The organism is Variovorax boronicumulans, assembly GCF_009811375.1.
Taxonomy (GTDB): domain Bacteria; phylum Pseudomonadota; class Gammaproteobacteria; order Burkholderiales; family Burkholderiaceae_C; genus Variovorax; species Variovorax boronicumulans.
This window is the reverse complement of the sequence record NZ_BKDH01000001.1, coordinates 998,816-1,024,102: the sequence shown is the minus strand read 5'-3', so window position 1 is coordinate 1,024,102 and position 25,287 is coordinate 998,816. Positions and strand designations below refer to the sequence as shown.

Here is a 25,287-nt window from a genome sequence, read left to right as displayed (position 1 = left end):
GCAGCAGACTCAGTCGAGCGTGATCTTCAGGTCGCGGATCAGCTTGTGCCAGCGCGCGGTCTCGGCCTTGAGCAGCTCGGTGTACTGCGCGGGCGTGTTGCCCACGGGCTCGACGCCGAAGTCGACCATGCGCTTGTTCACCGAGGGCTCGTGGATGGCGGCCACCAGCTGGCGGTTGAGCGTGTTCACCACGTCGGCCGGCGTGGCCGCAGGCACCACCACGCCGACCAGCGCGGCGGCCTCGACGTTCTTGTAGCCGAGCTCGGCGAAGGTGGGCACGTCGGGCAGTTGCGGCAGGCGCGTGGGGTTGGCCACGGCCAGCGGGCGCACCTTGCCGCCCTTGATGAAGCCGGCGCCGGCGGCCATGTCGACCATCATGGCCGGCAGCTGCCCGCCGACCACGTCGGCCAGCGCGGGCGCCGCGCCGCGGTACGGCACGTGGACCATGAAGAGCTTGGCCTCCACCTTCAGCAGTTCCATCGCCAGGTGGTGCGGGCTGCCCGCGCCGGCCGAGGCGTAGTTGATGCCGCCCGGCTTGGCCTTGGCCTGGGCGATGAAGTCCTTGGCGGTGGCAAAGCCCGAGTTGGCGCCGACCACCAGGATCATCGGGAACTTGCCCATCAGCGTGACGGGCGCCAGGTCCTTGGTGGGGCTGTAGCTCAGCGACTTGTACAGCGCCGGGTTGAACACCAGCGTGCCGTTGTCGGCCGAGAGCACGGTGTAGCCGTCGGCCGGGGCGCGCGCGGTTTCGGCGGCGGCCAGCGCGGTGTTGCCGCCCGGCTTGTTGTCCACCAGCACCGGCTGGCCGACCTGCGTCGACAGCGTCTGGGCAACGGTGCGCGCGAGGAAGTCGGAGCCGCCGCCCGCTGCGTAGGGCACGAGCCAGCGGATCGGCTTGGCGGGGAAGGTGGTCTGGGCGCTGGCGGCAGTGGCCAGGGCAGCCAGGGACAGGACCGCAAGGCCGCGGGCGAAGTGCTTCTTCATCGGGGTGTCTCCGGGGTGGAAATTGTGTATTGCGTAATTATCATACGCATTGCGTAATCACCAAACCACGGGTTTACCCGGCCACCGAGGCCGCCACCTAAGATGCCGACGACATGACCTCCCCCGCCGAAGCACCCTCTTCCCCTCCCCGCGAGCGCCGCCAGCGCGTGCAGTCCGCCGAGACCGGCATGGCCGTGCTCAAGGGCCTGGCGCACCTGGGCGGGCGCAGCAGCCTCACGGCGCTGGCCACCCACGTGGGCGAGAGCCCGGCCAAGGTGCACCGCTACCTCGCGAGCCTGATGGAGGAAAGCCTGGTGCGCCAGGACACCGCCTCGCAGCACTACTACCTGGGCCCCGAGGCGATCCAGATCGGCCTGGCCGCCATGCGCCAGGCCGACCCGATCCGCGCGGCCGAGCCCTGTCTGATCCGCCTGCGCGAATCGCTGGAGGTGACCTGCTTCGTCGCGGTGATGGGCAACAAGGGCCCGACCATCGTGCGCTTCGAGGAGCCGGGCCTGCCGGTGACGGTGAACGTGCGCGCCGGCTCGGTGATGTCGATGCTGTGGTCGGCCACCGGGCGCGCCTTCCTGGGCCTGCTCGACGAGTCGCGCGTGGTGGCGCTGGCCGAGCAGGAACTGGCCGACGCCACCGAGGACATGCGGGCGCTGCTCGATGCCGACGACCCCATCGGCGCGTTGCGCCGCGAGGTGCAGCAGGCGCACTGCGCCATCGTGCGGGACACCTACCTGCGCGGCATCAGCGCCGTGGCGGCGCCGGTGTACGACTACGCGGGAAGGGTGTGCGCCGTGATCACCGCGCTGGGCGCCACGGGCGGGTTCGACCCGGCTATCGACGGGCCGATCGCCATCGCCGTGCGGCGGGAGGCGAAGGCCGCCGGCGCGCTGCTGGGCGCGGCGGCCTGAAGCTGCAGGCTTATTCCGCCCAGACCACCGCGCCGGTCCACGCCGTGGCCAGCACCACGATGCCGAAGGCGATGCGATACCAGGCGAACGGAATGAAGTTGTGCGTGCTGATGTACTTCAGCAGCCAGCGCACGCACAGCCACGCGCTGATGAACGAGAAGGCCAGGCCCACCGTGAACATCGGAATGTCGGCCACCGACAGCAGCGCGCGCTCCTTGTAGAGGCTGTAGGCGCCCGCGCCGATCAGCGTCGGAATGGCCAGGAAGAACGAGAAATCGGTGGCCGCCTGGCGCGACAGGCCCAGCAGCATGCCGCCAATGATGGTCGAGCCGCTGCGGCTGGTGCCGGGGATCATCGCGAAGCACTGCACCAGGCCGACCTTGAGCGCGTCCCAGGGCGTCATGTCGTCCACGTGCTCGACGCGAACCGAGCCGGGCGGGCGCTTCTCGGCCCACAGGATGATGAAGCCGCCGATGATGAAGGTGCTCGCCACCACGGTCGGGATGAACAGGTGTGCCTTGATCATCTTGCCGAACAGGAGGCCCAGCACCACCGCGGGCAGGAAGCCGATGACGATGTTCAGCGCCAGCCGGCGCGCCTTGGGCTGGCGCGGCAGCGCCACCACGGTCGAATGGATCTTCTGCCAGTAGACCAGGATCACCGCGAAGATCGCGCCGGTCTGGATGGCGATGTCGAACACCTTGGCCTTGGCGTCGTCGAAGCCCAGCAGCGAGCCCGCAAGAATGAGGTGGCCGGTCGACGAGATCGGCAGGAATTCGGTCAGACCCTCCACGATGCCCATGACAGCGGCCTTGACCAGCAAAACGATATCCACGCGTACTCCTTGAAAGAGCGGCAATTATGGCGAGGCCATCGGTCAGGCCCTGTTCAGGCGCCGTTCCGCCGGTGGAACGCGAGGCAGCCCGCCCACGGAAATACCTAGTTCAGGTGATGTTCGACCTCGGCGCGTTAATACATATTGATAACAGTTATTCATCTGCGCCCGAAGGAGCATCCATGTCAACGTTCACCACCGGGAGTGAACTCGAGGACTGCGTCGCAGAAGAACGCCCCTCGACGCTCGACGACCATGTCGAAGACCGTCTCAAGAGCCCCTGCCAGCGGGAGCGGGAGCAGTGCCACGGCATGCTGCGCGTGGCCGAAGCCACCGGCGCCTCGGCCCACGAGCTGCGCCAGCTGACGCAGCGCCTGGCCGACATCGACCGCTGCGGCGCCAGCGCCTGCATCGTCGCGCAGGGCCATGTGGAGGCCGACCGCATGGCCTCCGGCCTGCAGGCCAACGCCGCCCTGTGCATCGACTTCCGGTTGCTGGAGCCGCTGGGCCCGGCCCATGACAAGAAATGGTTTGCGCGCTGGAAGTTCTGGAGCTTCCTGCTCGGCGCGGCCGGCCCGGTGGCCGCACTCACGCTGCAGGGCCTGGCGCTGCGGCCGGCCGAACCGCACGACGCGCACGCCGACCTGGTCGCCAAGTCGCGCAAGGTGCTCGAAAGCTGGCGCCGCACCTCCGACACCCTTTTCTGGCATGCGGTCGAAGACTACGTGCGCCAGCAGGCCTTCTCGCTCGAGACCCAGGCCTACCTGATGCACTGCGTGGCGTCGGTCTTCGCCGCCGACGCGCCCGTGCTGTGCGACGCCGAGCGCGAACGGCTGGCCGCCGTGCTCACCGACACCTACTGCGACGCGCTCGGCACGGCGGCGACCATGCCCTCGTCGGACATCTACCGCCGCCTGGCACAGGGCCTGGAAACCGACAGCGGCAACGCCGGCCCGGGCCGCCCGCTCGCACGCGGCGAGGCCGCGCAGGTGGCGATGACCACGCTGGTCACGGTCGTCGGCAACGGCGGCTCACACTGAAGCTGAAGCACGCCGGCGCAGCGCACGCACCGCGCTGTCGACCGTCGTCAGCACCGGCAGTCCACTCGCTGCCTCGCAAGCACCACGCGCCCGCGCCATGCTGAACTGAGCCAGGGCGATGCGCGTGCAACCGCGCGCGCGCAGCGCGGCGGCCTGTTCGGCGATGAGCGCGTCGTGGCGCTGCGTGTCGCCCGCATCGAGCGCGGCCAGCGCGCCCTCGGCCAGCGCGAGTTCGAGCGCCATGCCCGAAGGAAACTCCGGCGGCATCGATTCCAGCGTGCGCGCGAAAGTCGCGATCAGGCCCAGCCGGCCTTCGCCCTGCACGGCCTCTTCGATCATGGCCTCGTTGGGCTTGAGCACCGGAATGCCCGCGTGCCGCTGCGCCACCGCCTCGATGCACGGCCCGAAGGCCGAGCAGGTGAAGAGGATGCCGCGCGCGCCCGTGTCCACCGCGTACTGCGCCAGCCGCTGGAAGCGCTCGTGCATCGCCGCGTCGAGCCCCTTGCCGTCGCGCGCGAGGTCGGCCGAGAGGCTGTCGTCCAGCAGGTTCATGCGCACCGCCTCGGGCCAGTCGCGTGCGAAGGCTTCGTTGATGGGGGCGACGGAATGCGAGAGCGCGTGGATGAGGGCGATGCGTGTCATGAAGTCAGGTGAGATCAGATGCCCTTGGACGACGGGTTGGCAAAGGCCTCCTTCGTCTCGGCATTGAGCGGGTAGTTGATGTTGATGCCCTTGGGCGGAATCGGCGACATGAACCACTTGCTGTAGAGCTTTTCCATCTCGCCGGACTTCATCATGCCCGACACCACGCGGTCCACCAGCGCCTTGAAGGCCGGATCGTCCTTGCGGAACATCAGCGACTGGTTCTCGGTGCGCAGGCTCTCGCCGGTGATAACGAAATCCTTCGGGTTGCGCGCGTTGGCGATCTGGCCCGCCAGCAGGATGTCGTCGAGCACGAAGGCCTGCGCGCGACCGCTCTCGACCAGCAGGAACGAGTCGGTGTGGTCCTTGCCCGAGAGCTGGTTCACCTCGAGGCTGCGGCCCTTGTCGGCCGCGCGCAGCAGGCGAAACGACGTGGTGCCGGCGGTGGTGACCACCGTCTTGCCCTGCAGGTCGGCGATGCTCTTGATGCCCGAATCGGCCTTCACCAGCGTGCGCACGTTGTAGCGGAAGATGTCCGGCGAGAAGGCCACCTGCGACTGGCGCTCGACCAGGTTGGTGGTGGAGCCGCACTCGATGTCCACCGTGCCGTTCTGCACCAGCGGGATGCGGTTGGCCGAGGTCACGGCCTGGTACTTGATGTCGAGGGCCGGCAGCTTCAGCTCGGTCTTCACCGCCTCGACAATGCGGTTGCAGATCTCGATGCTGTAGCCCACGGGCTTGAGGTTGGCGTCCAGGTACGAGAAGCCGAACGAGGCCTCGCGGTAGCCGAAGGTGATGGCGCCGCTGGCCTTGATCTTGGCGAGCGTGTCGTTGGCGGGCTGCGCTTGTGCGGGAGCGGTCGGTGCCAGGGCGGCAAGGGCCAGCGCGAAGGCGGCGGCGGCGATGGAAAGCGACGGGCGAAGCTGGGGCATGGAACGCTCCTCGGAACGGCGGTTGAAGAAAAAAGGGGCGGTGGCTCAGCGCGTCACGCCGCGCGTGACCGCGTCGACCGAGGCCGTGAGCCGCGCGACGATTTCGTGCAGGTGGTCGCGTGTCGCGATGTACGGCGGCGCCAGCAGCACGTGGTCGCCCTGGCGGCCGTCCACCGTGCCGCCGAAGGGGTAGCACAGCAGGCCGCGCGCCATCGCGTCCTTCTTGAGGCGCGCGTTCACGGCCAGGGCCGGATCGAAGGGCTGCTTGCTCGCGCGGTCGGCCACCAGCTCGACGCCCCAGAAGAAGCCGCGACCGCGGATGTCGCCCACGTGCGGGTGCTCGCCCAGCGCCTCGGCCAGCATCGCGCCGAAGGCGATGCCGTCGTCGCGCACCTTGGCGACCAGGCCGTCGCGGCGGATCACCTGCTGCACCGCGAGTGCCGCCGCGCAGGCCATCGGATGACCCAGGTAGGTGTGGCCGTGCTGGAAGAAGCCGCTGCCCTTGGACATGGCCTCGACGATGCGGCGCTGCGCCAGCACCGCGCCGATCGGCTGGTAGCCGCCGCCCAGGCCCTTGGCGATGGTCATCAGGTCGGGCACCACGCCCTCCTGCTCGCAGGCATGCAGCGAACCGGTGCGGCCCATGCCGCACATCACCTCGTCGAGGATCAGCAGCACGCCGTACTTGTCGCAGACCTCGCGCACGGCCTTGAAATAGCCCGGCACCGGCGTGAGCACGCCGGCGGTGGCACCGCCCACGGTCTCGGCCACGAAGGCGATCACGCGGTCAGCGCCCTGCGCGACGATGGCCGCTTCCAGCTCATCTGCCAGGCGCAGGCCGTACTGCTCGGCGCTTTCACCTTCGCGCTGCTCGCGGTACGGATAGCACGGCGCGACGTGCGTGGCCGGCACGAGGATGGGTGCGAAGGGCTCGCGCCGCCAGGCGTTGCCGCCCACCGCGAGCGCGCCCAGCGTGTTGCCGTGGTAGCTCTGGCGGCGCGCGATGAAGTGCGTGCGCTGCGGCTGGCCGATCTCCACGAAGTACTGGCGCGCCATCTTCAGCGCCGACTCGACCGCCTCGGAACCGCCGCTCACGAGGTACACGTGGCTCATGCCTTCGGGGGCAGAACCGATGAGTTCGTCGGCCAGCTGCTCGGCCACCTCGCTCGTGAAGAAGCTGGTGTGGGCGTAGGCCAGTGTGTCGATCTGCGCGTGCATGGTGGCCATCACCTCGGGATGGCCGTGGCCGAGCGAGGACACGGCCGCGCCGCCCGAGGCGTCAAGGTACTCGCGCCCTTCGGCGTCGCGGATGAACATGCCCTGCGCGCTGGCGGCAACAGGCGGGGTCTGGCGAAGGTGGCGGTGGAAGACGTGCGTCATGGCGGGAGGAAAGCGGGGGCCTGTGTTTGGAACTAACGTTTCGGCCGAATTATTGTTTGGAACATTTGTTCCGTCAACTCCCGGGATTTCCCTGCTCCGGTACATTCGTTCCAGACACCGCACGAAAAGAGACACCGCCATGAGCGCTGCGCCGGGCCGCCCCAAGCAAGCTCGCACCGCAGTGCGAAGCACGAAGGTATTTCGATGAACGCCAAAGAACAGATCCGCCAACGCTTCAACGACCTGAGCCCTGCCCTGCAGCAGGTGGCGCGCTACGTGCTCGACCACCCCAACGAAGTGGTCACGGGTTCGATGCGCAACGTCGGCACGCGCGCGCAGAGCACGCCGGCCACGTTGGTGCGTTTCGCGCAGCACCTGGGCTTCGAGGGCTGGCCGCAGCTGAAGGAGGCCTTCGCCGCCGACATGGGCCTGGGCACCGAGACCTACGGCGGGCGCGCCAAGCAGCTGGTGGGCCGCGTCGCCGACCAGGGCCTGGCAGGCGAGATGTTCGAGGTGCAGCGGCGCAACCTGGAGCTCACGCACCAGCAGAGCGGGCCGGCGCTGCTCAAGGCCTGCGCGCTGCTGGAGAAGGCGCCGGCCGTGCACGCGGCGGGCTTTCGCGCCTGCTTTCCGATCGCCTTCTCGTTCGTGTACGTGTACCGGCTCTTTCGCACCAGCGTGCACCTGGTGGACGGCCAGGGCGGCTCGCTCGAGATGCAGCAGCGCGCCTTTGCCAAGGGCGACGCGCTGGTGGTGGCGAGCTTTGCGCCCTACTCGCGCGAAGCCTTGCAGGTGGCCGAGGCGGCGAAGGCGGCCGGTTGCCGCATCGTGGCGATCACCGACAGCGTGACCTCGCCGCTGTCGCTGCTGGCGGACGAGACGCTGCTCTTCACCATCCACAGCCCCTCGTTCTTCCCGTCGGTGGCGGCCGGCGTGGCCGTGACGGAAGCGCTGGTCGAACTGCTCGCGAGCCGCGCGGGCAAGCCGGTGATCCGGCGCATCGACCAGGCCGAGGCGCAGCTGTTCGAGTCGGGGGCCTACCTCATGGCGCCGGTGGCGCGCGGCGGCTGATCAGGCGAGCGCGCGGGTGCGGCCGGCGCTCTGGCGCAGGTAGAGCACCAGCAGGTCGCGGTTGGCGTTGATGTGCTCGCGCATCGCGGCTTCGGCGCCCGAGGCCTCCTGCCGGCCGAGCGCCTCGACGATGCAGCGGTGCTCTTCGAGCGCCTGCAGGGCCTGGCTGTGGCGGTACAGCAGCATCGCGGCGTCGTGCCTGTGCGGGCGCGAGCGGCTGTCGAAGATCACCGGCAGCTGGCAGGCGCGCTGCACGGCCTCGCTGAGCCAGCGGTTGTCGGCCAGCGACAGCAACTTGTGGTGGAAGGCCTGGTTCAGGTCCTGCCACTGGTCGGCCCGCTCGTCGGTCCATTCGCCGCTGTCGTGCAGCAGCGCATGCTGCTCGTCGACCATGGCCGTCAGTTCGGCCAGCGCCTCGTCGTCCAGGCCGCGCTCGCTGAGCAGGCGGCAGCCCATGCCTTCGAGCGTGGCGCGCACGCTGAAGGCGTCGAACACGTCCTTGGCGTCGAAACGGCGCACCTGGAAACCCCGCTGCGGGTGGTAGACCAGCAACCCCTCGTCGGCCAGCCGCGCCATGGCGCCGCGCACAGGGGTGCGCGACACGCCAAGCTCGTTGGCGAGCGAAATCTCCATCAGGTGGGCGCCGGGGGCGATCGCACCGTCGAAGATGCGGGTGCGCAGCGTGTCGGCCACGGACAGAACGCGCGTCCGCGAGGGATCTGGGGGGGTCATCGAAAGTCGGAAACAGGGGACGGCCGGAAGCGGGCCGCGCGGATGGTACGGCGGCGTATCGAAGCTTCATATCCCCAATTTCCGTAAAAATACCGTTCTGGCGACTTTTTCGAGAATTACGGAAAAATTATTAACTTCTGTAAACAACCACCCCGGTTTCTGCGTTACCGCCCCGCTGTTTCTGCCGCCAGGTGGATCGCGGCGCGAATCCGGGGGTAGGTGCCGCAGCGGCAGATGTTGCCGCGCATGGCGTCCGACACCTGGTCGTCGCTGGGCTTCGGGGTCGCCTTGAGCAGCGCGCAGGCCGACATGAGCTGGCCGCTCTGGCAATAGCCGCACTGCACCACGTCGACCTCGGTCCAGGCCGCGCGCAGGGCGTCGGCCTCCCGGCCCTTCAGGCCCTCGATGGTGGTGACTTCGCGCCCGCCCACGGCCTCCAGCGGGGTGACGCAGGAGCGCACGGCCTGGCCGTCCAGGTGCACGGTGCAGGCGCCGCACAGCGCCTTGCCGCAGCCGAACTTGGTGCCGACGAGCTTCATTTCGCCGCGCAGCACCCACAGCAGCGGGGTGTCGGGCTCGGCGCTCACGGTGGCGGTCTGGCCGTTGATCTTCAGCGTGGTGGTGGTCATGGGGTGTCTTTCTTGCTGTTCCGGGAGATCAGGCCAGCCGCAGAGGCAGGCTGCGCAGGCGCTGGCCGGTCAGCGCGAACACGGCGTTGGCCACGGCGGGCGCGATGGGCGGCGTGCCCGGCTCGCCCACCCCGCCGGGCGGCACCTCGGCGCCGGTGCCGGCGAGGATGTCGACCTCGATGGCCGGGCACTCGTCGATGCGCAGCGGCGTGTAGTCGTGGAAGTTGCTCTGCTGCACCTGGCCGCGCGCCACGGTGATCTCGCCACGCAGCGCGGCCGACAGGCCGAACACGATGCCGCCTTCCATCTGCTGGCGGATCAGGTTCGGGTTGACCGGCAGGCCGCAGTCGATCACGCACACCACGCGGTGCACGCGGATCTGCCGCTCGGGCGTCACCGACACCTCGGCCACCTGCGCCACGATGCTGCCGAAGGCGCGGTGAATGGCCACGCCGCGCGCGCGCTTCGTGCCGTCGGGTCCGTCGGCCAGCGGCTCGCCCCACTTCGAGAGTTCGGCCACACGCTTGAGCACCGCCAGGTGGCGTGCGTCCTTGGCGAGCAGGCCGGCGCGGAAAGCCACCGGGTCCTTGCCGGCGGCGACGGCGCATTCGTCGATGAAGCTCTCGACGAAGAAGCCGTTCTGCGAATGCGCCACCGAGCGCCAGATGCCGGTGGTGACGGCCGACTCCACCGGCACATGCGCCACGCGGGCCTGTGGGAAGTCGTAGGCGGTGTTCCAGGCGCCGTCGGTCGAGTTGTCCATGAAGGACGGCGCACCCAGGCTGGAGCCGGCGCTGGTGGTCTGCCACGCGACCAGCGCACCCGCCGCGTCGAAGCCGGCCTTGCACAGCGCCACGTAGGCCGGGCGGTAGAAATCGTGCGTCATGTCTTCCTCGCGCGACCAGATCAGCTGCACCGGCGCGCCGCCGGCCTCGCGTGCGAGCTGCGCGGCCTGCACCAGGAAGTCGATGAAGTAGCGCCGCCCGAAGCCGCCACCCAGGTAGGTGACGTGCAGCGTGACCTTCTCGGCATCGATCCCCAGCGCCTTGGCGACCGCCGCGCGCGCAAAGCCCGGCGCCTGCGTGGGCGCCCAGACGGTGGCGGCGCCGTCCTTGAACTGCACGGTGCAGTTCATCGGCTCCATGGTGGCGTGCGCCAGGAAGGGCACGCGGTACTCGACCTCGATCGTGCGCGCAGCGGACTTCAGCGCCGCCGCCACGCCGCCGGTATCGAGGCGCGCGTTGCCCGCGTCGGCGTCGAGCGTGCGCGCGAGGCGGTCGATCATCTCGGCGCTCGACAGGCTCGCGGCCGGGCCGTGGTCCCATTCGATGTCGACCTGCTTCAGCGCACGCATCGCGTGGTACGGCGTGTCGGCAATCACGGCCACGCCGCCCGCCGTGCTGCCGGTGCCCACGAGGCTCGCGGCCACCGGTTCCAGCGGCATCACCTTGCGCACGCCGGGCAGCGCCTCGGCCGCCTTGGCGTCGAAGCGCGCGACGCGGCCGGCCAGCGTCGGGCACATGGCGATGCTGGCGTACAGCAGGCCCGGCGGCAGCACGTCGATGCCGTAGGTGGCCGTGCCATTGAGCTTGCCGGCGTTGTCAATGCGCCGCTGCGGCTGGCCGATGACGCGGAAGTCGGCTTGCGCCTTGAGCTTCACCGCCGTGGGCAGCGGCTGCTGCGCGGCCTTTGCCGCGAGTTCGCCGAAGCGCGCGCTGCGGTTGGAGGCCGGGTGCAGCACGCGGCCGGCCTCGGTGCGGCATTCGCCGGCGGGCACCTGCCACTGCGCCGCCGCCGCGCCCACCAGCATGAGGCGCGCCGACGCACCGGCCTCGCGCACCGGGCCCCACTGGTCGGTGACGCTCGACGAACCGCCCGTGCCCGAGAGCCCCGGGATCGTGCGCAGCAGCTTGCCCACGACCTGGTGCGCCGCGCGCTTGCCGAAGCCCTCGTCGCCGGGCTTGAAGGGCAGCGCGTCGAGGATCATGGCCTGGTTGTTGTAGATGGCGTCGAAGCCGGCCTGCTCGAGCCGCACCTGCGACACCGCGGCGTCCATTTCTTCGGCCAGCAGCATCGCCAGGCCGGTGTGCGTGCCCTGCCCCATTTCCGACTGCGTCATCACCAGCGTGACGGTGTCGTCGCTGCCCACCTTGACCCAGCCGTTGAGCGCGACCTGCCCGTTGCCCGCCGGCAGCGGCGCGCCGGGCACGAGGCGCGAAGCCGCCGGCGTGGCGGCCCAGCCGACGACCAGGGCGCCGGCGGCGCCGAGGGTGCCGAGCACGAAGTGGCGGCGTTTGAGTTGGGGCATGGCGTGGTCTTTCTTCGGTGGGGTCTTGTCGTTCGTGCGGAAGGTGTCGTCGTCGTCAGGGCGGCACGGCGATGCCTTGCCAGAAGATCTCGAAGCCGGCTTCGGCGTAGTCGAAGGCCTCGTGTTCATCACCGGCCTGCGCGATGTAGCCGACCGTGGTCTCGGCCATCGCCGTGAGCATCGCGCCCAGAAATTCCATCGGCCGCTCGACGACCAGCCCGCGCCGCATGCACTCCTGCGCCACCGCTTCCAGCCGCGCGAACGGCGCCATGCCGGCGGCGCGGCTCTCGTCGCTCAGTTCGTCGGAGACCTTGAGCTGCGCCAGCACGCGCAGCTTGCCGGGGTGCGCCACGCCCCAGCGCACGTAGCGGTCCCAGATGTGGCGGAACTGGGTGCGCGGGTCGGCGGCCTCGGGCCAGTCGGCCAGCATCACGCCGGCCAGCTCGGTCTTCAGCGCGCGGTACAGCGCGTCGGTCAGCAGCGCCTTGCTCGCGAAATAGGTGAACAGCGTGCCCTCGGCCACGCCCGCGGTGCGCGAGATCGCCGAGGTCGGCGTGGCCCACACGCCGCGCCGGCCGAACTCGACCAGCGCCGCCTCGAGGATGGCGTTGTGCTTGTCTGCGCTGCGGGGCCTGGCCATGCGTCGACGGTCTCCATCGTTCGTTTAATTGAGTGCGCACTCAAGTATAGGAAGGCGGCGCCGATCCGCAAGCCCCGCGCCATGCCGCATGGCGGAACCACGGCGCGGCGCGGCAGTCCAACCAGAGTCGTGGCGTCGTGCTGCGACAGGAGGTACGACCATGAAGCATGTGAAGCATTGGCAGGACCCCGTCAACGCCGTCGCCGGCGTGTGGCTGATCGTCTCGCCATGGGTACTGGGCTTTCAGGGCAATTCGCTCGCCATGTGGACCATGGTGGCGACCGGCATCCTGCTGGGCGCCGTGGCCTTGGGCGCGACCTTCGTGCCGCACCAGTGGGAAGAGTGGACCGAAGTGGCGCTGGCAGCCTGGCTGGCGGTGTCGCCCTGGTTGCTCGACTTCCGCATGGTCGAGCCGGCGCTGGTCAATGCAGTCCTCGTGGCTGCGGTGATCATGGTGCTCGCCCTCTGGGTCCTGGTGACAGACAAGGACTACCTGGGCGAGGCCCTCGACCGACCAGCGCACTGATGGGGAGAGAGCGATCCTGTGAGCGCCGAGCGGTGACCACCGCCGCGAAGCGACGACGCCCGATCCGGTGTTCGCGCCGGTCGGGCCGACGGGCCAGGCAGGTTCCCATGCCCGCCCGCGACACCCGCCCCTTACGGTGTGCGGGAAGCGGCGCTGTTGTTTGAAGTGCTGTTGCCGGCCGGACGGGTCGCCCCCATCCAGTCGGCCTGCCAACCGCCGCCCATGGCCTGGATCAGCGCGATTGCCGCGGCCTGGCGATTGACCTGAAGCTGCACGAGCGCGCGCCGCGCGCTCAGTGCGGCGGCCTGCGCCTGCACCACATCGGTGTAGCTCACCTGCCCCGCGCGATACCGGTTGAGCAGTTGCTGCTCGGTCTTGTCGGCCGCTGCCGTGGCCTCGCGGCGCAAGCCTTCCTGCTGCGCCAACGTGGCGCCGGTGGTCAGCTGGTCTTCCACGGTCTGGAACGCGGCCAGCACGGTCTGCCGGTAGCGCGCCACGCTGGCCTCGTGGCCGGCCTTGGCGGCATCGACGCTGGCGCTGATGGCGCCCGCATCGAACACCACCTGCGCCACCGACAGGCCCAGCCCCCACAGCGTGTTGGCCGCGCCGAAGAGGTCTCTCACGCGGCTGGCGTTGCTGCCGACCGAGGCCGTGAGCGAGATGTTCGGGTAATAAGCCGAGCGCGCCACGCCGATCTGCGCATTGGCCGCGGCCACCGCGCGCTCCGCCGCCGCGATGTCGGGACGGCGCTGCAGCAGCGTCGAAGGCACGCCGGTCGGCACGCCGGGCACCGTGGGCGTCCAGCGCGCGGGCGGCAGGCTGAAGTCGGCCGGCGCCACGCCCACCAGCATCGCGATGGCGTGCTCCAGCGTGGCGCGCGTGCGCTGCAGGCCCACGCGGTCGGCCTTGGCGTTCACCAGCTGCGTCTGCGCCTGCAGCACGTCGGTCTGCGCGGCAATGCCGGCGGCATAGCGGTTGCTCGTGATCTCGAAGGCGCGCTGGTAGCCGAGGATGGTTTCGTCGAGCAGCACGATCTCGGCGTCGGCCTCGCGCAGCGAGAAGTAGTTGGTGGCCAGGTCGCCGACGGCCGACAGCCGCGCCGAGGCCAGGTCGGCCTCGCTGGCCTGGGCGTTGGCCTGCGCGCTGTTCACGGCCTCGCGCAGGCGGCCCCACACGTCGGGCGTCCAGCTCGCGCCCAGCGTGGCGCCGAAGGTGTTCGACGGGCTGGCCGAGGCGTTGCCGCCCACCGTGCCCGAGCGCTTGCCGCTGCCGTCGAAGGACACCGACGGGAACAGCCCCGCGCGCTGCTCGCGCACCAGCGCCTGGGCCTGCGTGTAGCTGGCGACGGCGGCGGCGATGTTCTGGTTCGACACCTGCACGCGCGCCGCGAGTTCGTCGAGCGTGGCGTCGCCGAAGAGCTTCCACCACTCGCCACGATCGAGCGCGTCGGCCGGCGCAGCGGGCAGCCAGCCGTCGGCAGCGGGCTGTTCCTTCCAGCCGGCCGATGCCGCCGACTCGGGCACCTTGTAGGCCGGGCCCACGGCGCAGCCGGCGAGCACGGCGGCCAGCGCGAGCGTGCTCAGCGCGAAGAAACGGCGTGAAGGGCCGATAGAAGAAAGGGAGGCATTCATGGTCATGGGTCTCAGACGGCCGGGGCGCGGCTCAGCGCGTGTTCGTTCTTGCCGCGGCGGCGCAGCTTGTCCAGCAGCAGGTACACCACCGGCGTGGTGAGCAGCGTCAGCAGCTGGCTCGCGATGAGCCCGCCGATGATCGCCACGCCCAGCGGCCGGCGCAGCTCGGCGCCCTCGCCGAAGCCGATGGCCAGCGGCAGCGCGCCGAGCGCGGCGGCCAGCGTGGTCATCAGGATCGGGCGGAAGCGCAGCAGACAGGCCTCGCGCACCGCCTCGAGCGGGCTCAGGCCGCGCGAGCGCTCGGCCTCCAGCGCGAAGTCGATGATCAGGATGGCGTTCTTCTTCACGATGCCGATCAGCAGGAACACGCCGATCAACGCGATGATGGAAAACTCCATGCGGAACATCAAGAGCGCCAGCACCGCGCCCACGCCGGCCGAGGGCAGCGTCGAGAGCACCGTCACCGGATGCACCAGGCTCTCGTACAGGATGCCCAGCACGATGTAGATCACCACCAGCGCCGCCACGATCAGCATCGCCTGCTGCCCCTGCGACTGCTGCGCGCTCAGCGCGGTGCCGGCGAAGGCGCCGCGCACGTTGGTCGGCATGGCGATGTTGGCCTCGGCCTTGGCGATGGCCTCGCGCGCGTCGCCGAGGTTGGCGCCCTCGGCCAGGTTGAACGAGATGGTGGTGGCGAGTTCGCCGTCCTCGTGGCTCACCGACGTGGCCACCGACTGCTCCTCGAACTTCGCCACCGCCGACAGCGGCACCAGCGCGGTGGCCGTGTTGCTCAGCACGTTGCCGGTCGAGGCGTTGCGCGAGCCGGCGTTGGCCGACACCGGCACCGTCGCGGCGGCGGCGCTGGCAGACGTCGTCGTGCCGCCCGTGGACGCCGTGGCCGCCACCTGCGTGGTCACCGCCTGCCCCGCCACCACCGAGGTCTTCGTGGCCGGCACGTACACGTCGCGCAGCGCGTTCGGGCTGCGCGTGTAGCCCGGCGCCCATTCCATCACCACGTGGTACTGGTTGAGCTCGGTGTAGATGGTGGCCACCTGCCGCTGGCCGAAGGCGTTGTACAGCGCGTTGTCGATGGCGGTGGAGGTCAGTCCCAGCCGCCGCGCGCTGTCGCGGTCGACCTTGGCCACCGTCTCCACGCCGTTCTGGTCCTGGTCGGTGTCGATGTCGGTCAGCGTGGGCTGCTGCTTCATCTCGTCGGCCAGCTTCACGGCCCAGGTGCGCAGGTCGGAGAGGCTGTCGCTCTTGAGCGTGTACTGGTAGGTGGAGTTGCTGGAGCGCCCGCCCGAGCGCACGTCCTGCACCGGGCCGAGGAACACGCGCAGCCCCGTCACCTGCGCCAGTTGCGGGCGCAGCCGCGCGATCACGGCTAGGCCGCTGTCCTTGCGCTGGCTGGCCGGTTTCAGGTTGACGAACATGAAGCCGCCGCCCGCGCGCCCGCCGCCCGTGAAGCCCACCACGGTGTCGACCGCCTCGTCCTTGCGGATGATGTCGACCACCTCGCGCAGCTTGGCGCCCATGGCCTGCGACGAAATGCTCTGGTCGGCGCGCAGGCCGCCGTTGAGCTGGCCGCTGTCCTGCTGCGGGAAGAAGCCCTTGGGCGCCGCGCTGAACAGGTAGACATTGAGCCCCACCACCGCCAGCAGCACGACCATGACGATCGCCTTGCTGTCCAGCGCCCAGTCGAGTGCGCTCTCGTAGCGCTTGAGCATCCAGTCGTAGCTGCGCGCCGCGGCGCGGCCGAAGCGGCCTTGCGGCTTGTTCTTGTCGTGCTCGCCGCCGGGCTTGAGCATCCACGCGCACATCATCGGCGTGGTGGTGAGCGAGATGACCAGCGAGATCAGCACCGCCGCCGACAGCGTGACCGCGAACTCGCGGAACAGCCGCCCCACCTGCCCGCCCATGAACAGCAGCGGAATGAATACCGCCACCAGCGACACGCTGATCGACAGCACCGTGAAGCCCACCTCCTGCGCGCCGAGCAGCGCCGCCTTCATGCGCGACATGCCCGATTCGATGTGGCGGCTGGTGTTCTCCAGCACCACGATGGCGTCGTCCACCACGAAGCCCGTGGCCACCGTGAGCGCCATCAGGCTCAGGTTGTTGAGGCTGAAGCCCAGCAGGTGCATCACCCCGAACGTGCCCAGGAGCGCCACCACCGTGGCCACCGCCGGCACCACCGTCGCGCGCACGCTGCGCAGGAAGAGGCTGACCACCAGCACCACCAGCAGCACCGCGATGACCAGCGTCATCTCCACCTCGCGCAGCGAGCTGCGGATGGAGTTGGTGCTGTCCGACGCGACCTGCAGCGTCACGTCCGGCGGCAGTTGCGCCTGCAGCTCGGGCAGCAGCGCGCGCACGTTGTCGACCGTCTCGATGATGTTGGCCGAGGGCTGGCGCGTGATCAGCACGATGATCGCCGGCTCGCCGTTGAACAGGCCCAGCGTGCGCGTGTCTTCCACGCCGTCGATCACGTCGGCCACCTCGCGCAGCCGCACCGCCGCGCCATTGCGCCAGGCCACGACCATCGAGGCGTAGTCGCTCGCGCGCAGCGCCGGGGTCTGGGTGTAGATCTGCAGCTTGCGGCCTTCGCCCTGGACCATGCCCTTGGGGCGGTTCGCATTCGACGCCTGGATGGCGGCGCGCACGTCTTCGGTGCTGATGCCGTAGCGGTTGAGGGCGAAGGGGAGCAGTTCGATGCGTACCGCGGGGAGCGAGCCGCCGCCGATCTCTACGTCGCCTACACCGTCTACTTGCGACAGGCGCTGGCTGACGATGTTGGAGACGGCGTCGTAGATCTGGCCTGGGGTCTTTGTTTTGGACGTGAGGGCCAGGATGATGACTGGCGACGCAGCCGGGTTGGCTTTGCGGTAGGTCGGGTTGCTTCTTAATGTCGCTGGCAGGTCTACGCGGCTGGCGTTGATGGCTGCCTGGACTTCTCTTGCGGCGCCGTCGATGTTGCGGCTGAGGTCGAATTGCAGCGTGACTCGGGAGGAGCCTACGGAGCTGGTGGACGTCATTTCGTTGACGCCTGCGATGGTGCCCAGGTGCCGCTCCAATGGCGTGGCGACGCTGGTTGCCATCGTCTCGGGGCTTGCTCCTGGGATGGAGGCTCTTACCGAGATGACTGGATAGTCGACTTGGGGTAGCGGGGAGACTGGGAGGACGAAGAACGCTGCGATTCCTGCCAGGGCGATGCCTATGGTCAGGAGGACTGTGCCTATGGGGCGGCGGACGAAAGGACGCGACAGGTTCATCGCAGTGCCTCGTTTTGCTTCCCGAGGCCGGGTCTCGGCCCGGCGGCCGACCTACTTTTCTTTGCTTCGCCAAAGAAACGTAGGCAAAAGAAAGGCGACCCTGCTGTCTGCGTCCCTACGCTTCGCTTCGGGCAACCTGCGGTGCTCGCATTTCGCGGGGTCTCGCCCAAACTCGCTTCGCTCAAACAAGGGCGAGCCCTGATCCGCGAAACGCTGCGCTCCTCGGCGCATACAGAAGGGGTTTGGATACCAGCGGGCCATCGCTTCGCTCGGCCAGTGGGCCGCAGCAGGCGCTTTGCGCCTGCTGCGGCTGGGATTGGTTGGTGCGCTGGTGCTGGTGCTGGTGCTGGTGCTGGTGCTGGTGCTGGTGCTGGTGCTGGTGCTGGTGCTGGTGCTGGTGTTGCCGTTGGCGTTTGCATTGCCCTTGCTGTTGGCAAGGAGCCGCGCGCAGGCGAAGCCCCGCGCTCGGGCATTGAATTCGGCTGTTGGTACTCCCGGGCCGAGCGAAGCGACGGCCCGCATTCCCCCTCCCCTCTGGCTGCGCCGAGGAGCGCAGCGTTTCGCGGATCAGGGCTCGCAGCTGTTTGAGCGAAGCGAGTTCTGCGAGACCCCGCGAAACGTGAGCACCGCAGGTTGCCCCGTAGCGAAGCGAAGGGGTCGCAGACAGTGGGGTCGCCTTTTCTTTGCTTACTTTCTTTTGGCGAAGCAAAAGAAAGTGAGTCCGCCGCCGGGCGGAACTCCCGGCCCCGGGAAGCAAACAAGCAGCAGGAGTGCAAACAGATCAAGCCGCCTCCTCCTCAAGCTCAGAAGAAGACCGACGCGCACTCCCCCCACCCAACCGATCAAACGCCAGATAAATAACAGGCGTAGTGAACAAAGTCAGCAGCTGACTAACGATCAACCCCCCAAAGATCGCCAACCCCAGAGGCCGCCTCAACTCCGCCCCATCCCCAAAACTGAACATCAGCGGCACAGCAGCAAACAGCGCAGCCAAAGTAGTCATCAAGATCGGCCGAAACCGCAACAGAGCAGCTTGATGAATGGCTTCCCGAGCCGACTTCCCCTGCGTCCGCTCAGCATCGATAGCAAAGTCGATCATCATGATCGCGTTCTTCTTCACGATGCCGATCAGCAAGATGATCCCGATGATCCCAATCACCCCCAGATCATTGCCAGTCAGCATCAAGGCCAACAAAGCCCCAACCCCAGCAGAAGGCAACGTAGACAAGATCGTCAACGGATGCACATAGCTCTCGTACAGCACCCCAAGAACGATGTACACACAAACCACCGCCGCCAAAATCAACCACAGCTGATTCGACAAAGACTTCTCATAGGCCCCTGAAGCCCCCAGGAAAGTCATCGTCACACTGCTGGGCAACCCGATCTCCTTGGCAGCCGCGCGAATCGCGGCAACCGATCCACCCAGCGACACCCCCGGCGCCGTATCGAAGTTCAACGTACTCGCCGGATACTGCGCCACGTGCGTGATCTGCAGCGGCGCCTGCTGCTCGCTGATCTCCGCAAACGCCGACAACGGCGTCGCCGTGCCCGACCCCGCAATGAGGTTCAACTGCCCCAGCGTCTGCGGCGTGTTCACCATGCCAGGCTGCGCTTCCAGAATCACGCGGTACTGGTTCGTCTCCGTGAAGATGGTCGACACGATGCGCTGCCCGAAAGCGCTGTACAGCGCGTCATCCACCGAACTCGCGGTGATCGACAGCCGCGACGCGGTGTCGCGGTTCACGTTCACATACGCCGCCAGCCCCTGCGCCCCAGCATCGCTGCTCACGTTGCGCACCTTGTCCGATTCCTGCAGCTTCGCCACCAGCTTCTGCATCCACTCGGTGACCAGCGCACTGTTCACGCCTTCGAGCGACACGCGGTACTCGGTCGGCCCGGTCTCGGCGTCGATGGTCAGGTCCTGCGTGGGCTGCAGGTACAGCGTGAGGCCGGCCACCTGCCGCACGCGCTCGCGCAGGCGCTCCATCACCTCCTGCTGGTTGTCGTGGCTGCGGGTCAGGTTGATGAGCATGCTGCCGGTGTGCAGCATCGTGTTGTTGGCCGCGTCCACGCCGACGAAGGAGCTGAGGTTCTCGACGTCATGGTCTTCAAGAATCGCGCGCGCGGCCTGTTGCTGCAGCTGCGCCATGCGCTCGAAGGACACGTCTTGCGCGGCCTGCACGCGGGCCTGCAGCTGGCCGGTGTCCTGCGTGGGGAACAGGCCCTTCGGAATGGTGAGGTACAGCAGCACGGTCAGCACCAGGGTGAGCAGCGCCACCAGCAGCGTGAGCGGCTGGTGCGCGATCACCCAGTGCAGCGAGCGGTCGTAGCGCACCATCACGCCGTCGAAAAAACGCTGGGCGCGCGCGCCGAAACCGGTGCCCGACGGGTCTTTCTTCGGCTCGTGCTTGAGCCAGCGCGCCGACATCATCGGCACCAGCGTGAGCGAGACCACGCCCGAGATCAGGATGGTGATCGCCAGCGTCACGGCGAACTCACGGAACAGGCGGCCCACCACGTCGCCCATGAACAGCAGCGGGATCAGCACCGCGATGAGCGACACGGTCAGCGAGATGATGGTGAAGCCGATCTGCGTGGCGCCCTTGAACGCGGCCTGCAGGGGTTTCTCGCCCTCCTCGATGTAGCGCGCGATGTTCTCGATCATGACGATCGCGTCGTCCACCACGAAGCCGGTGGCGATGGTCAGCGCCATCAGGCTCAGGTTGTTCAGGCTGTAGCCCAGCAGGTACATCAGGCCGAAGCTGCCGATGAGAGAGATCGGCACGGCGATGCTGGCGATGACGGTGGCGCGCAGGCTGCCCAGGAAGGCGAAGATCACCAGCACCACGAGCACCACGGCCAACACCAGTTCCATCTCGACGTGCTGCACCGACGAGCGGATGCCGGCGGTGCGGTCGCTCAGCACCTCGACCTGCAGGCCCGCGGGCATGCCGGCCTGCAGCTCGGGCAGCTGCTTCTTGATGGCGTTGACGGTGGCGATCACGTTGGCGCCGGGCTGGCGCTGCACGTTCAGGATGATGGCCGGCGTGAGCTGCACCTGCCCGTCGACCTTGCGCCCGGCCCAGGCACCGAGCTGTGTGTTCTCGGCGCTGTTGACCACGCGCGCCACGTCGACCATGCGGATCGGCGCGCCGTTCTTGTAGCTGACGATGAGGTTCTTGTAGTCGTCGACCGTGAGCAGCTGGTCGTTCGAGTTGATGGTGTAGGCGCGCTTGGGGCCGTCGAAGCTGCCCTTGGCGCCGTTGGAGTTGGCCGCGCTGATGGCGGTGCGCAGCGAATCCAGCCCGATGCCGTTGGCCGCCAGCGCCTGCGTATTGGCCTGGATGCGCACGGCCGGGCGCTGCCCGCCGCTGAGCGACACGAGGCCCACGCCCGAGACCTGGCTGATCTTCTGCGCGAGCCGGGTGTTCACGAGGTTCTGCACCTCGGTGAGCGGCAGCGTGTCGGAGGTGATGGCCAGCGTGAGCACCGGCGCATCGGCCGGGTTGACCTTGGCGTACACCGGCGGCGCGGGCAAGTCGGCCGGCAGCAGCGAGCCGCCGGCGTTGATGGCGGCCTGCACTTCCTGCTCGGCGACGTCGAGCGTCTGGCCCAGCGAGAACTGCAGCGTGATGATCGACACGCCCGCCGCGCTGGTCGAGCTCATGCGGTCCAGGCCTGACATCTGGCCGAACTGGCGCTCCAGCGGCGCAGTGACGGTGTTGCTCATGACCTCGGGGCTGGCCCCGGGGTAGAGCGTCTGGACCTGGATGGTCGGGTAGTCGACCTGCGGCAGCGCCGCCAGCGGCAAGAAGCGGAACGCCACCAGGCCGGCCAGCACGATGGCCAGCATCAGCAGCGAGGTGGCGACCGGCCGCAGGATGAACGGGCGCGACGGGCTCATGGGCTGCGCCGTCCCTCACCGCCGCGTTCGCCACCGCGCTCGGCCATGCGCTGCCAGCGCTCCAGTGCGGCGGGGTCGCCGCGGTCGAGCGCTTCGAGGAAACGCTTGCGGCGTTCGAGTTGTTCGGGATCGTCCTTGGCCGCATCGAGCATGCGCTGGCGCTGCTCGGCAGTAGGGAGCTTGGCGGGTGTGGCTGCAGGTGCAGGCGTTGCTGCCGCTGGCGCTGCAGCCGGCGCAGCCGTTCCGGCGGCAGGTGCAGCCGGTGCCTGCGATGGCGAAGCCGGTGCCGCCGCTTCGGCGGGACGAGCACCGCCGCCCTGCGCACCACCGGCACCTTCCTGCCGACGTCCTCCACGCCGTCCGCCCGGCGCGGCCGCCCCCGAGGCCGCACCGGCCGGCCGGTCGACCGTGGTCTGCACGCGCGCGCCGTCCTTCAGGCGGTCGCCGCCTTCGGTGACCACGGTTTCGCCGGGCTGCAGGCCCTTGGTGATGGAGGCGAAATCGACGCTCGATTCGCCGCGCGTCACCGGCCGCTGCGAGGCCGTGTTCTCGGCCGTCACCACGTACACGTAGTCGCCGTTGGGGCCGTGGCGCAGCGCCGTGACCGGCACCACCACCGCGCTGCTCACGGTGCGCAGCAGCAGCCGCAGGTTGACGAACTGGTTCGGGAACAGCGCGCCGTCGGCGTTGGTGAAGCGCGCCTTGGCCTTCACGGTGCCGGTCTGCGTGTCGACCATGTTGTCGAGCGTGGAGAAGCTGCCGTCGGCCAGCCGGCGCGTGCGCGTGCGGTCGAAGGCGGTGGTGGCGAGCGTGGCACCCTGGCCCAGCCGCTCCTGCACCTCGGGCACGCGGTCCTGCGGAATGGCGAACTCGACGTCGATGGGCGCGATCTGCGTGATGGTGGCCACGCCGCCGGTGCTGCCGGTCGAGATGTAGTTGCCCGCGTCCACCGGCCGCAGGCCGATGCGCCCGCTCACCGGCGCCGTGATGCGGCTCCAGGCCAGGTTGAGCTTGGCGGTGTTCTCGTTGGCGCGGTCGATGGCCACGGTGCCTTCGAGCTGCTTGACCAATGCGGCCTGGGTGTCGACGTCCTGGCGGGCGATGGAGTCCTGGCCGAGCAGCGTCTGGTAGCGCTGCAGCGTGACGCGCGCCGCGGCCAGTTGGGCCTCGTCGCGCTGGCGCGCACCGGCGGCCTGCGCCAGCGCGTTCTCGAAGGGCTGCGGGTCGATGGTGGCGAGCACGTCGCCCTTCTTGACCATCTGGCCTTCCTTGAACAGCACGGCCGTGAGCACGCCCGACACCTGCGGCTGCACCGTCACATTGGCCAGCGGCGTGACCGTGCCCAGCGCTTCGAGCTGCACCGGGATGTCGGCCTGCCGCGCGACGGCGGTGCCGACGGTGCTGGAGGCCGGGCCTCCCCCGCCTGCCCGACCGCCCGGGCCACCGCCGCCGGGACGGCCTGAACCTGCACCCGGTCCGCCCGCGCCCGGTGCCGGCGACTTGGAACGCTGCACCAGGTACCAGGCACCGCCCCCGAGCGCCACGAGCAGCAGCAGGGCCATCAGGCTCCCGAACCAGCGGCGTCGACGCGCCGGCGGATGGGTCGGCGACACGACGGGTGGCAGGGGTTCGGGGGGCGTTTGGGAATCCATGGGCGGTGCGTGCGAAGGGGTGCGAAAAGGCGGCCTGAAGGGAGGCGGCCTAGAGTACAGCGCGAAATATCACTCCCCAAGTTTTCCGTGCCGTAAAGCGACGGTAAAGCTTCCGTTTGCGCGGCGACCCAGCCATCCCGCGCTCGCCATTCGCGCCGGCGACCCGCACTTCACGCCGCCCACCCGCATTTCGTCGCATGGCCGTGGCGGGGGCCGGGCGGCATCGGCACAGTCCGCTCCATCGATTCCCTGCCCCCTTTGTCCTCTTCCAACCGAACGGAGCCTCTCATGCTGATGCAAATCCTTCTTCACACCCCGAAGTGGGTGTTCGCCGTGTTCGTCCTGCTGGCCTGGCTCGGTGGCCGGCAGCTCGTGGCCAACCGCATCGGCCTGAACCGCGTGCTGGTGATGCCGGTCGCCATGGCCGGCCTGTCGTTCTGGGGCGTGGTGTCGGTGTCCGGCGAGTCGGCCGGCGCCCTGCTCGGCTGGGCCGTGGCCGCGCTGCTGCTCATGGTGCTGGTGCTGCGCCGTCCGCTGCCGGCGACCACGCGCTACGACGCCACGGCGCGCCAGTTCCAGGTGGCCGGCACCGCCGTGCCGCTGATGCTCATGATGGGCATCTTCCTCACCAAGTACGTGGTGGGCGTGTCGCTGGCCCTGCATCCGGAGCTGCGCCACCAGGCCGCCTTCGCCCTGGGCGTGCCGGCGCTGTACGGCGCCTTCAGTGGCGTCTTCGCGGCCCGCGCCGCACGCCTGTGGCGGCTGGCCGCCGCGTCGGGCGCGATGGTCAGCGGCGCCCGCGCGGCCTAAGATTCTGCGCACTTCAGCCCCGCCCGCCCTTCGCCGCCAGGAACCGCCATGACCGTGCTCGTGTTGATCCTCAAGATTTCCATCTCGGTGGTGCTGCTTGCCTCGCTGGCCGAAGCACTGGTGCTGTCGTGGCGCAACGGCTGGCGCAGCTACGACTGGAAGGCGGCGGGCATCTCGGTGTTCGACTTCCTGGTGCGCGAATACCCGCTGCGCTGGCTGCTGCCTCTGGCCTTCTGGGTCGGCGCCATGGACTGGCTCTACGCCCACCGGCTCTTCACGCTGCCGATGGACCACTGGACCGGCTGGCTCGCCTGCTTCGTCGGCCAGGAGTTCTGCTACTACTGGTACCACCGCGCCGCGCACCGCGTGCGCTGGTTCTGGTGCACCCACGCCGTGCACCATTCGCCGAACCAGCTGAACCTGTCGGCCGCCTACCGCTTCGGCTGGACCGGCCGGCTCACCGGCACGCTGGCCTTCTTCCTGCTGGCGCCGCTCCTGGGCATGCCGCCGCGGATCATCCTGCTGATGCTCACGCTGAACCTGCTCTACCAGTTCTGGATCCACGCGACCTGGATTCCGAAGCTCGGCCCGCTCGAATGGGTGCTGAACACGCCCTCGGCCCACCGCGTGCACCATGCCTCGAACCTGGAGTACCTGGACGGCAACTACGGCGGCGTGCTGATCGTGTTCGACCGCCTGTTCGGCACCTACATCCCCGAGCGCGCCGACCTGCCCTGCCGCTACGGGCTGGTGAAGCCGATCACCTCGTACAACCTGTTCGAGATCGAGTTCAGCCAGTGGCGCGACCTGTGGCGCGACCTGCGTTCGGCGCGTTCGCTGCGCGCCTTCGTCGGCTACCTCGTGAAGCCGCCGGGCTGGCGGCCGGACGGGCCGGGCGAGACCACCGAGGAGCTGCGCCAGCGCGCGGCCCTGCCACCTTCACCGTCGATGCCGGCATCGGCCGCCAGCGACTTCGTTCCCCTTTCACCTGCCTCTCTCAAGGAGCTGTCATGACCCCCATGTCCCCTTCCTCTTCTTCCTCCTCCTCTTCTTCGTCCGCCGACATCGAGCGGCGCGCCCGCCGCCGCGCCGGCGCCAAGATGGGCTGGTTCATCCATGCCTTCGTCTATGTGGTCGTCAATGTCGGGCTGGTTGCGCTTGCCGCCTCGCGCGGCCACAACTGGGCCGTGTACCCGCTCATGGGCTGGGGGCTGGGCCTGCTGATCCACGGCGCCGTGGTCTGGCTCATTGCGCCCGGCGGCGGCCTGTACGACCGGCTGCTGGAACGTGAACGCCGCGCGCTGGGCGGCGAGGACCGCCGGTGAGCCTGGGCCCGTCGCTGTCGCCCCTTGCTGCCGGGCTCAGTGCCCGGT

General features: G+C 69.1%; 20 protein-coding genes. 7 read left to right on the top strand and 13 right to left on the bottom strand.

From position 1 onward, the window contains the following. Positions 1-9: 9 nt before the first annotated feature. A complete protein-coding gene (locus tag VHAB30_RS04850; protein ID WP_159276012.1) occupies positions 10-984 on the bottom strand; it encodes a Bug family tripartite tricarboxylate transporter substrate binding protein in 975 nt (324 codons plus the stop codon). 113 nt (positions 985-1,097) lie between these two features. Between VHAB30_RS04850 and VHAB30_RS04845 the strand changes: the two genes are divergently transcribed. Then, a complete protein-coding gene (locus tag VHAB30_RS04845; RefSeq protein ID WP_095948905.1) occupies positions 1,098-1,907 on the top strand; it encodes an IclR family transcriptional regulator in 810 nt (269 codons plus the stop codon). Positions 1,908-1,917: 10 nt separating this feature from the next. On the opposite strand, the gene VHAB30_RS04840 is transcribed toward VHAB30_RS04845, so the two are convergent. Then, positions 1,918-2,742, bottom strand: a complete 825-nt coding sequence (locus VHAB30_RS04840; protein WP_062474913.1) for an undecaprenyl-diphosphate phosphatase — start codon at positions 2,740-2,742, stop codon at positions 1,918-1,920. A 182-nt stretch (positions 2,743-2,924) separates the two neighbouring features. Here VHAB30_RS04840 and VHAB30_RS04835 point away from each other — a divergent pair, with 182 nt between their 5' ends. Then, on the top strand, positions 2,925-3,782 hold the full coding sequence (locus VHAB30_RS04835; protein ID WP_159276011.1) for a hypothetical protein: 858 nt from the start codon (positions 2,925-2,927) through the stop codon (positions 3,780-3,782). Here VHAB30_RS04835 and VHAB30_RS04830 read toward each other — a convergent pair. Genes VHAB30_RS04830 through VHAB30_RS04820 form a run of 3 tightly spaced genes read right to left on the bottom strand, consistent with a single transcriptional unit; the run spans position 3,774 to position 6,736 of the window. Further along, a complete protein-coding gene (locus tag VHAB30_RS04830; RefSeq protein ID WP_159276010.1) occupies positions 3,774-4,424 on the bottom strand; it encodes an aspartate/glutamate racemase family protein in 651 nt (216 codons plus the stop codon). The genes VHAB30_RS04835 and VHAB30_RS04830 overlap by 9 nt on opposite strands. Positions 4,425-4,438: 14 nt before the next feature. After that, positions 4,439-5,356, bottom strand: a complete 918-nt coding sequence (locus VHAB30_RS04825) for a transporter substrate-binding domain-containing protein (RefSeq protein WP_159276009.1) — start codon at positions 5,354-5,356, stop codon at positions 4,439-4,441. Between the two features lie 45 nt (positions 5,357-5,401). After that, a complete protein-coding gene (locus VHAB30_RS04820; protein ID WP_159276008.1) occupies positions 5,402-6,736 on the bottom strand; it encodes an aspartate aminotransferase family protein in 1,335 nt (444 codons plus the stop codon). A gap of 204 nt (positions 6,737-6,940) precedes the next feature. Between VHAB30_RS04820 and VHAB30_RS04815 the strand changes: the two genes are divergently transcribed. Further along, complete coding sequence (locus tag VHAB30_RS04815; protein WP_159276007.1) at positions 6,941-7,807, top strand: MurR/RpiR family transcriptional regulator; 867 nt, start codon at positions 6,941-6,943, stop codon at positions 7,805-7,807. On the opposite strand, the gene VHAB30_RS04810 is transcribed toward VHAB30_RS04815, so the two are convergent. The 4 genes from VHAB30_RS04810 to VHAB30_RS04795 all read right to left on the bottom strand — a co-directional run bounded on the left by VHAB30_RS04810 (position 7,808) and on the right by VHAB30_RS04795 (position 12,116). Next, positions 7,808-8,539 (bottom strand): GntR family transcriptional regulator, encoded by a 732-nt coding sequence (locus VHAB30_RS04810; protein WP_083259300.1) that lies wholly within the window; start codon positions 8,537-8,539, stop codon positions 7,808-7,810. A gap of 164 nt (positions 8,540-8,703) precedes the next feature. Then, positions 8,704-9,168, bottom strand: a complete 465-nt coding sequence (locus VHAB30_RS04805) for a (2Fe-2S)-binding protein (protein WP_070062620.1) — start codon at positions 9,166-9,168, stop codon at positions 8,704-8,706. Between the two features lie 28 nt (positions 9,169-9,196). Beyond that, positions 9,197-11,476 carry a xanthine dehydrogenase family protein molybdopterin-binding subunit gene (locus VHAB30_RS04800; RefSeq protein ID WP_159276006.1) on the bottom strand — a complete coding sequence of 760 codons (2,280 nt, stop codon included), beginning with the start codon at positions 11,474-11,476 and terminating at the stop codon, positions 9,197-9,199. A 55-nt stretch (positions 11,477-11,531) separates the two neighbouring features. Next, positions 11,532-12,116, bottom strand: a complete 585-nt coding sequence (locus tag VHAB30_RS04795; RefSeq protein WP_159276005.1) for a TetR/AcrR family transcriptional regulator — start codon at positions 12,114-12,116, stop codon at positions 11,532-11,534. A 160-nt stretch (positions 12,117-12,276) separates the two neighbouring features. On the opposite strand from VHAB30_RS04795, the gene VHAB30_RS04790 reads away from it, so the two are divergent. After that, the gene (locus VHAB30_RS04790; RefSeq protein ID WP_070062617.1) at positions 12,277-12,642 is read left to right on the top strand and encodes an SPW repeat protein; all 366 of its coding nucleotides are present in this window, start codon (positions 12,277-12,279) and stop codon (positions 12,640-12,642) included. Between the two features lie 131 nt (positions 12,643-12,773). On the opposite strand, the gene VHAB30_RS04785 is transcribed toward VHAB30_RS04790, so the two are convergent. The 4 genes from VHAB30_RS04785 to VHAB30_RS04770 all read right to left on the bottom strand — a co-directional run bounded on the left by VHAB30_RS04785 (position 12,774) and on the right by VHAB30_RS04770 (position 23,104). Then, positions 12,774-14,273 carry an efflux transporter outer membrane subunit gene (locus VHAB30_RS04785; RefSeq protein ID WP_159276004.1) on the bottom strand — a complete coding sequence of 500 codons (1,500 nt, stop codon included), beginning with the start codon at positions 14,271-14,273 and terminating at the stop codon, positions 12,774-12,776. Positions 14,274-14,284: 11 nt separating this feature from the next. Then, positions 14,285-17,545 (bottom strand): efflux RND transporter permease subunit, encoded by a 3,261-nt coding sequence (locus VHAB30_RS04780; protein ID WP_159276003.1) that lies wholly within the window; start codon positions 17,543-17,545, stop codon positions 14,285-14,287. Between the two features lie 781 nt (positions 17,546-18,326). Continuing rightward, positions 18,327-21,452: an efflux RND transporter permease subunit gene (locus VHAB30_RS04775; protein WP_159276002.1), complete on the bottom strand. Its 3,126-nt coding sequence runs from the start codon at positions 21,450-21,452 to the stop codon at positions 18,327-18,329. Further along, positions 21,449-23,104 carry an efflux RND transporter periplasmic adaptor subunit gene (locus VHAB30_RS04770; protein ID WP_159276001.1) on the bottom strand — a complete coding sequence of 552 codons (1,656 nt, stop codon included), beginning with the start codon at positions 23,102-23,104 and terminating at the stop codon, positions 21,449-21,451. The genes VHAB30_RS04775 and VHAB30_RS04770 overlap by 4 nt, the downstream gene beginning before the upstream one ends. 288 nt (positions 23,105-23,392) lie before the next feature. Between VHAB30_RS04770 and VHAB30_RS04765 the strand changes: the two genes are divergently transcribed. From VHAB30_RS04765 to VHAB30_RS04755, 3 genes are read left to right on the top strand one after another with little or no spacing between them, the layout of a single operon-like run. Continuing rightward, positions 23,393-23,914 carry a DUF6622 family protein gene (locus VHAB30_RS04765; protein ID WP_159276000.1) on the top strand — a complete coding sequence of 174 codons (522 nt, stop codon included), beginning with the start codon at positions 23,393-23,395 and terminating at the stop codon, positions 23,912-23,914. 48 nt (positions 23,915-23,962) lie between these two features. Beyond that, a complete protein-coding gene (locus VHAB30_RS04760) occupies positions 23,963-24,928 on the top strand; it encodes a sterol desaturase family protein (RefSeq protein WP_159275999.1) in 966 nt (321 codons plus the stop codon). Beyond that, complete coding sequence (locus VHAB30_RS04755; protein WP_390903972.1) at positions 24,925-25,239, top strand: 2TM domain-containing protein; 315 nt, start codon at positions 24,925-24,927, stop codon at positions 25,237-25,239. The genes VHAB30_RS04760 and VHAB30_RS04755 overlap by 4 nt, the downstream gene beginning before the upstream one ends. The last annotated feature ends 48 nt before the right edge of the window (positions 25,240-25,287 follow it).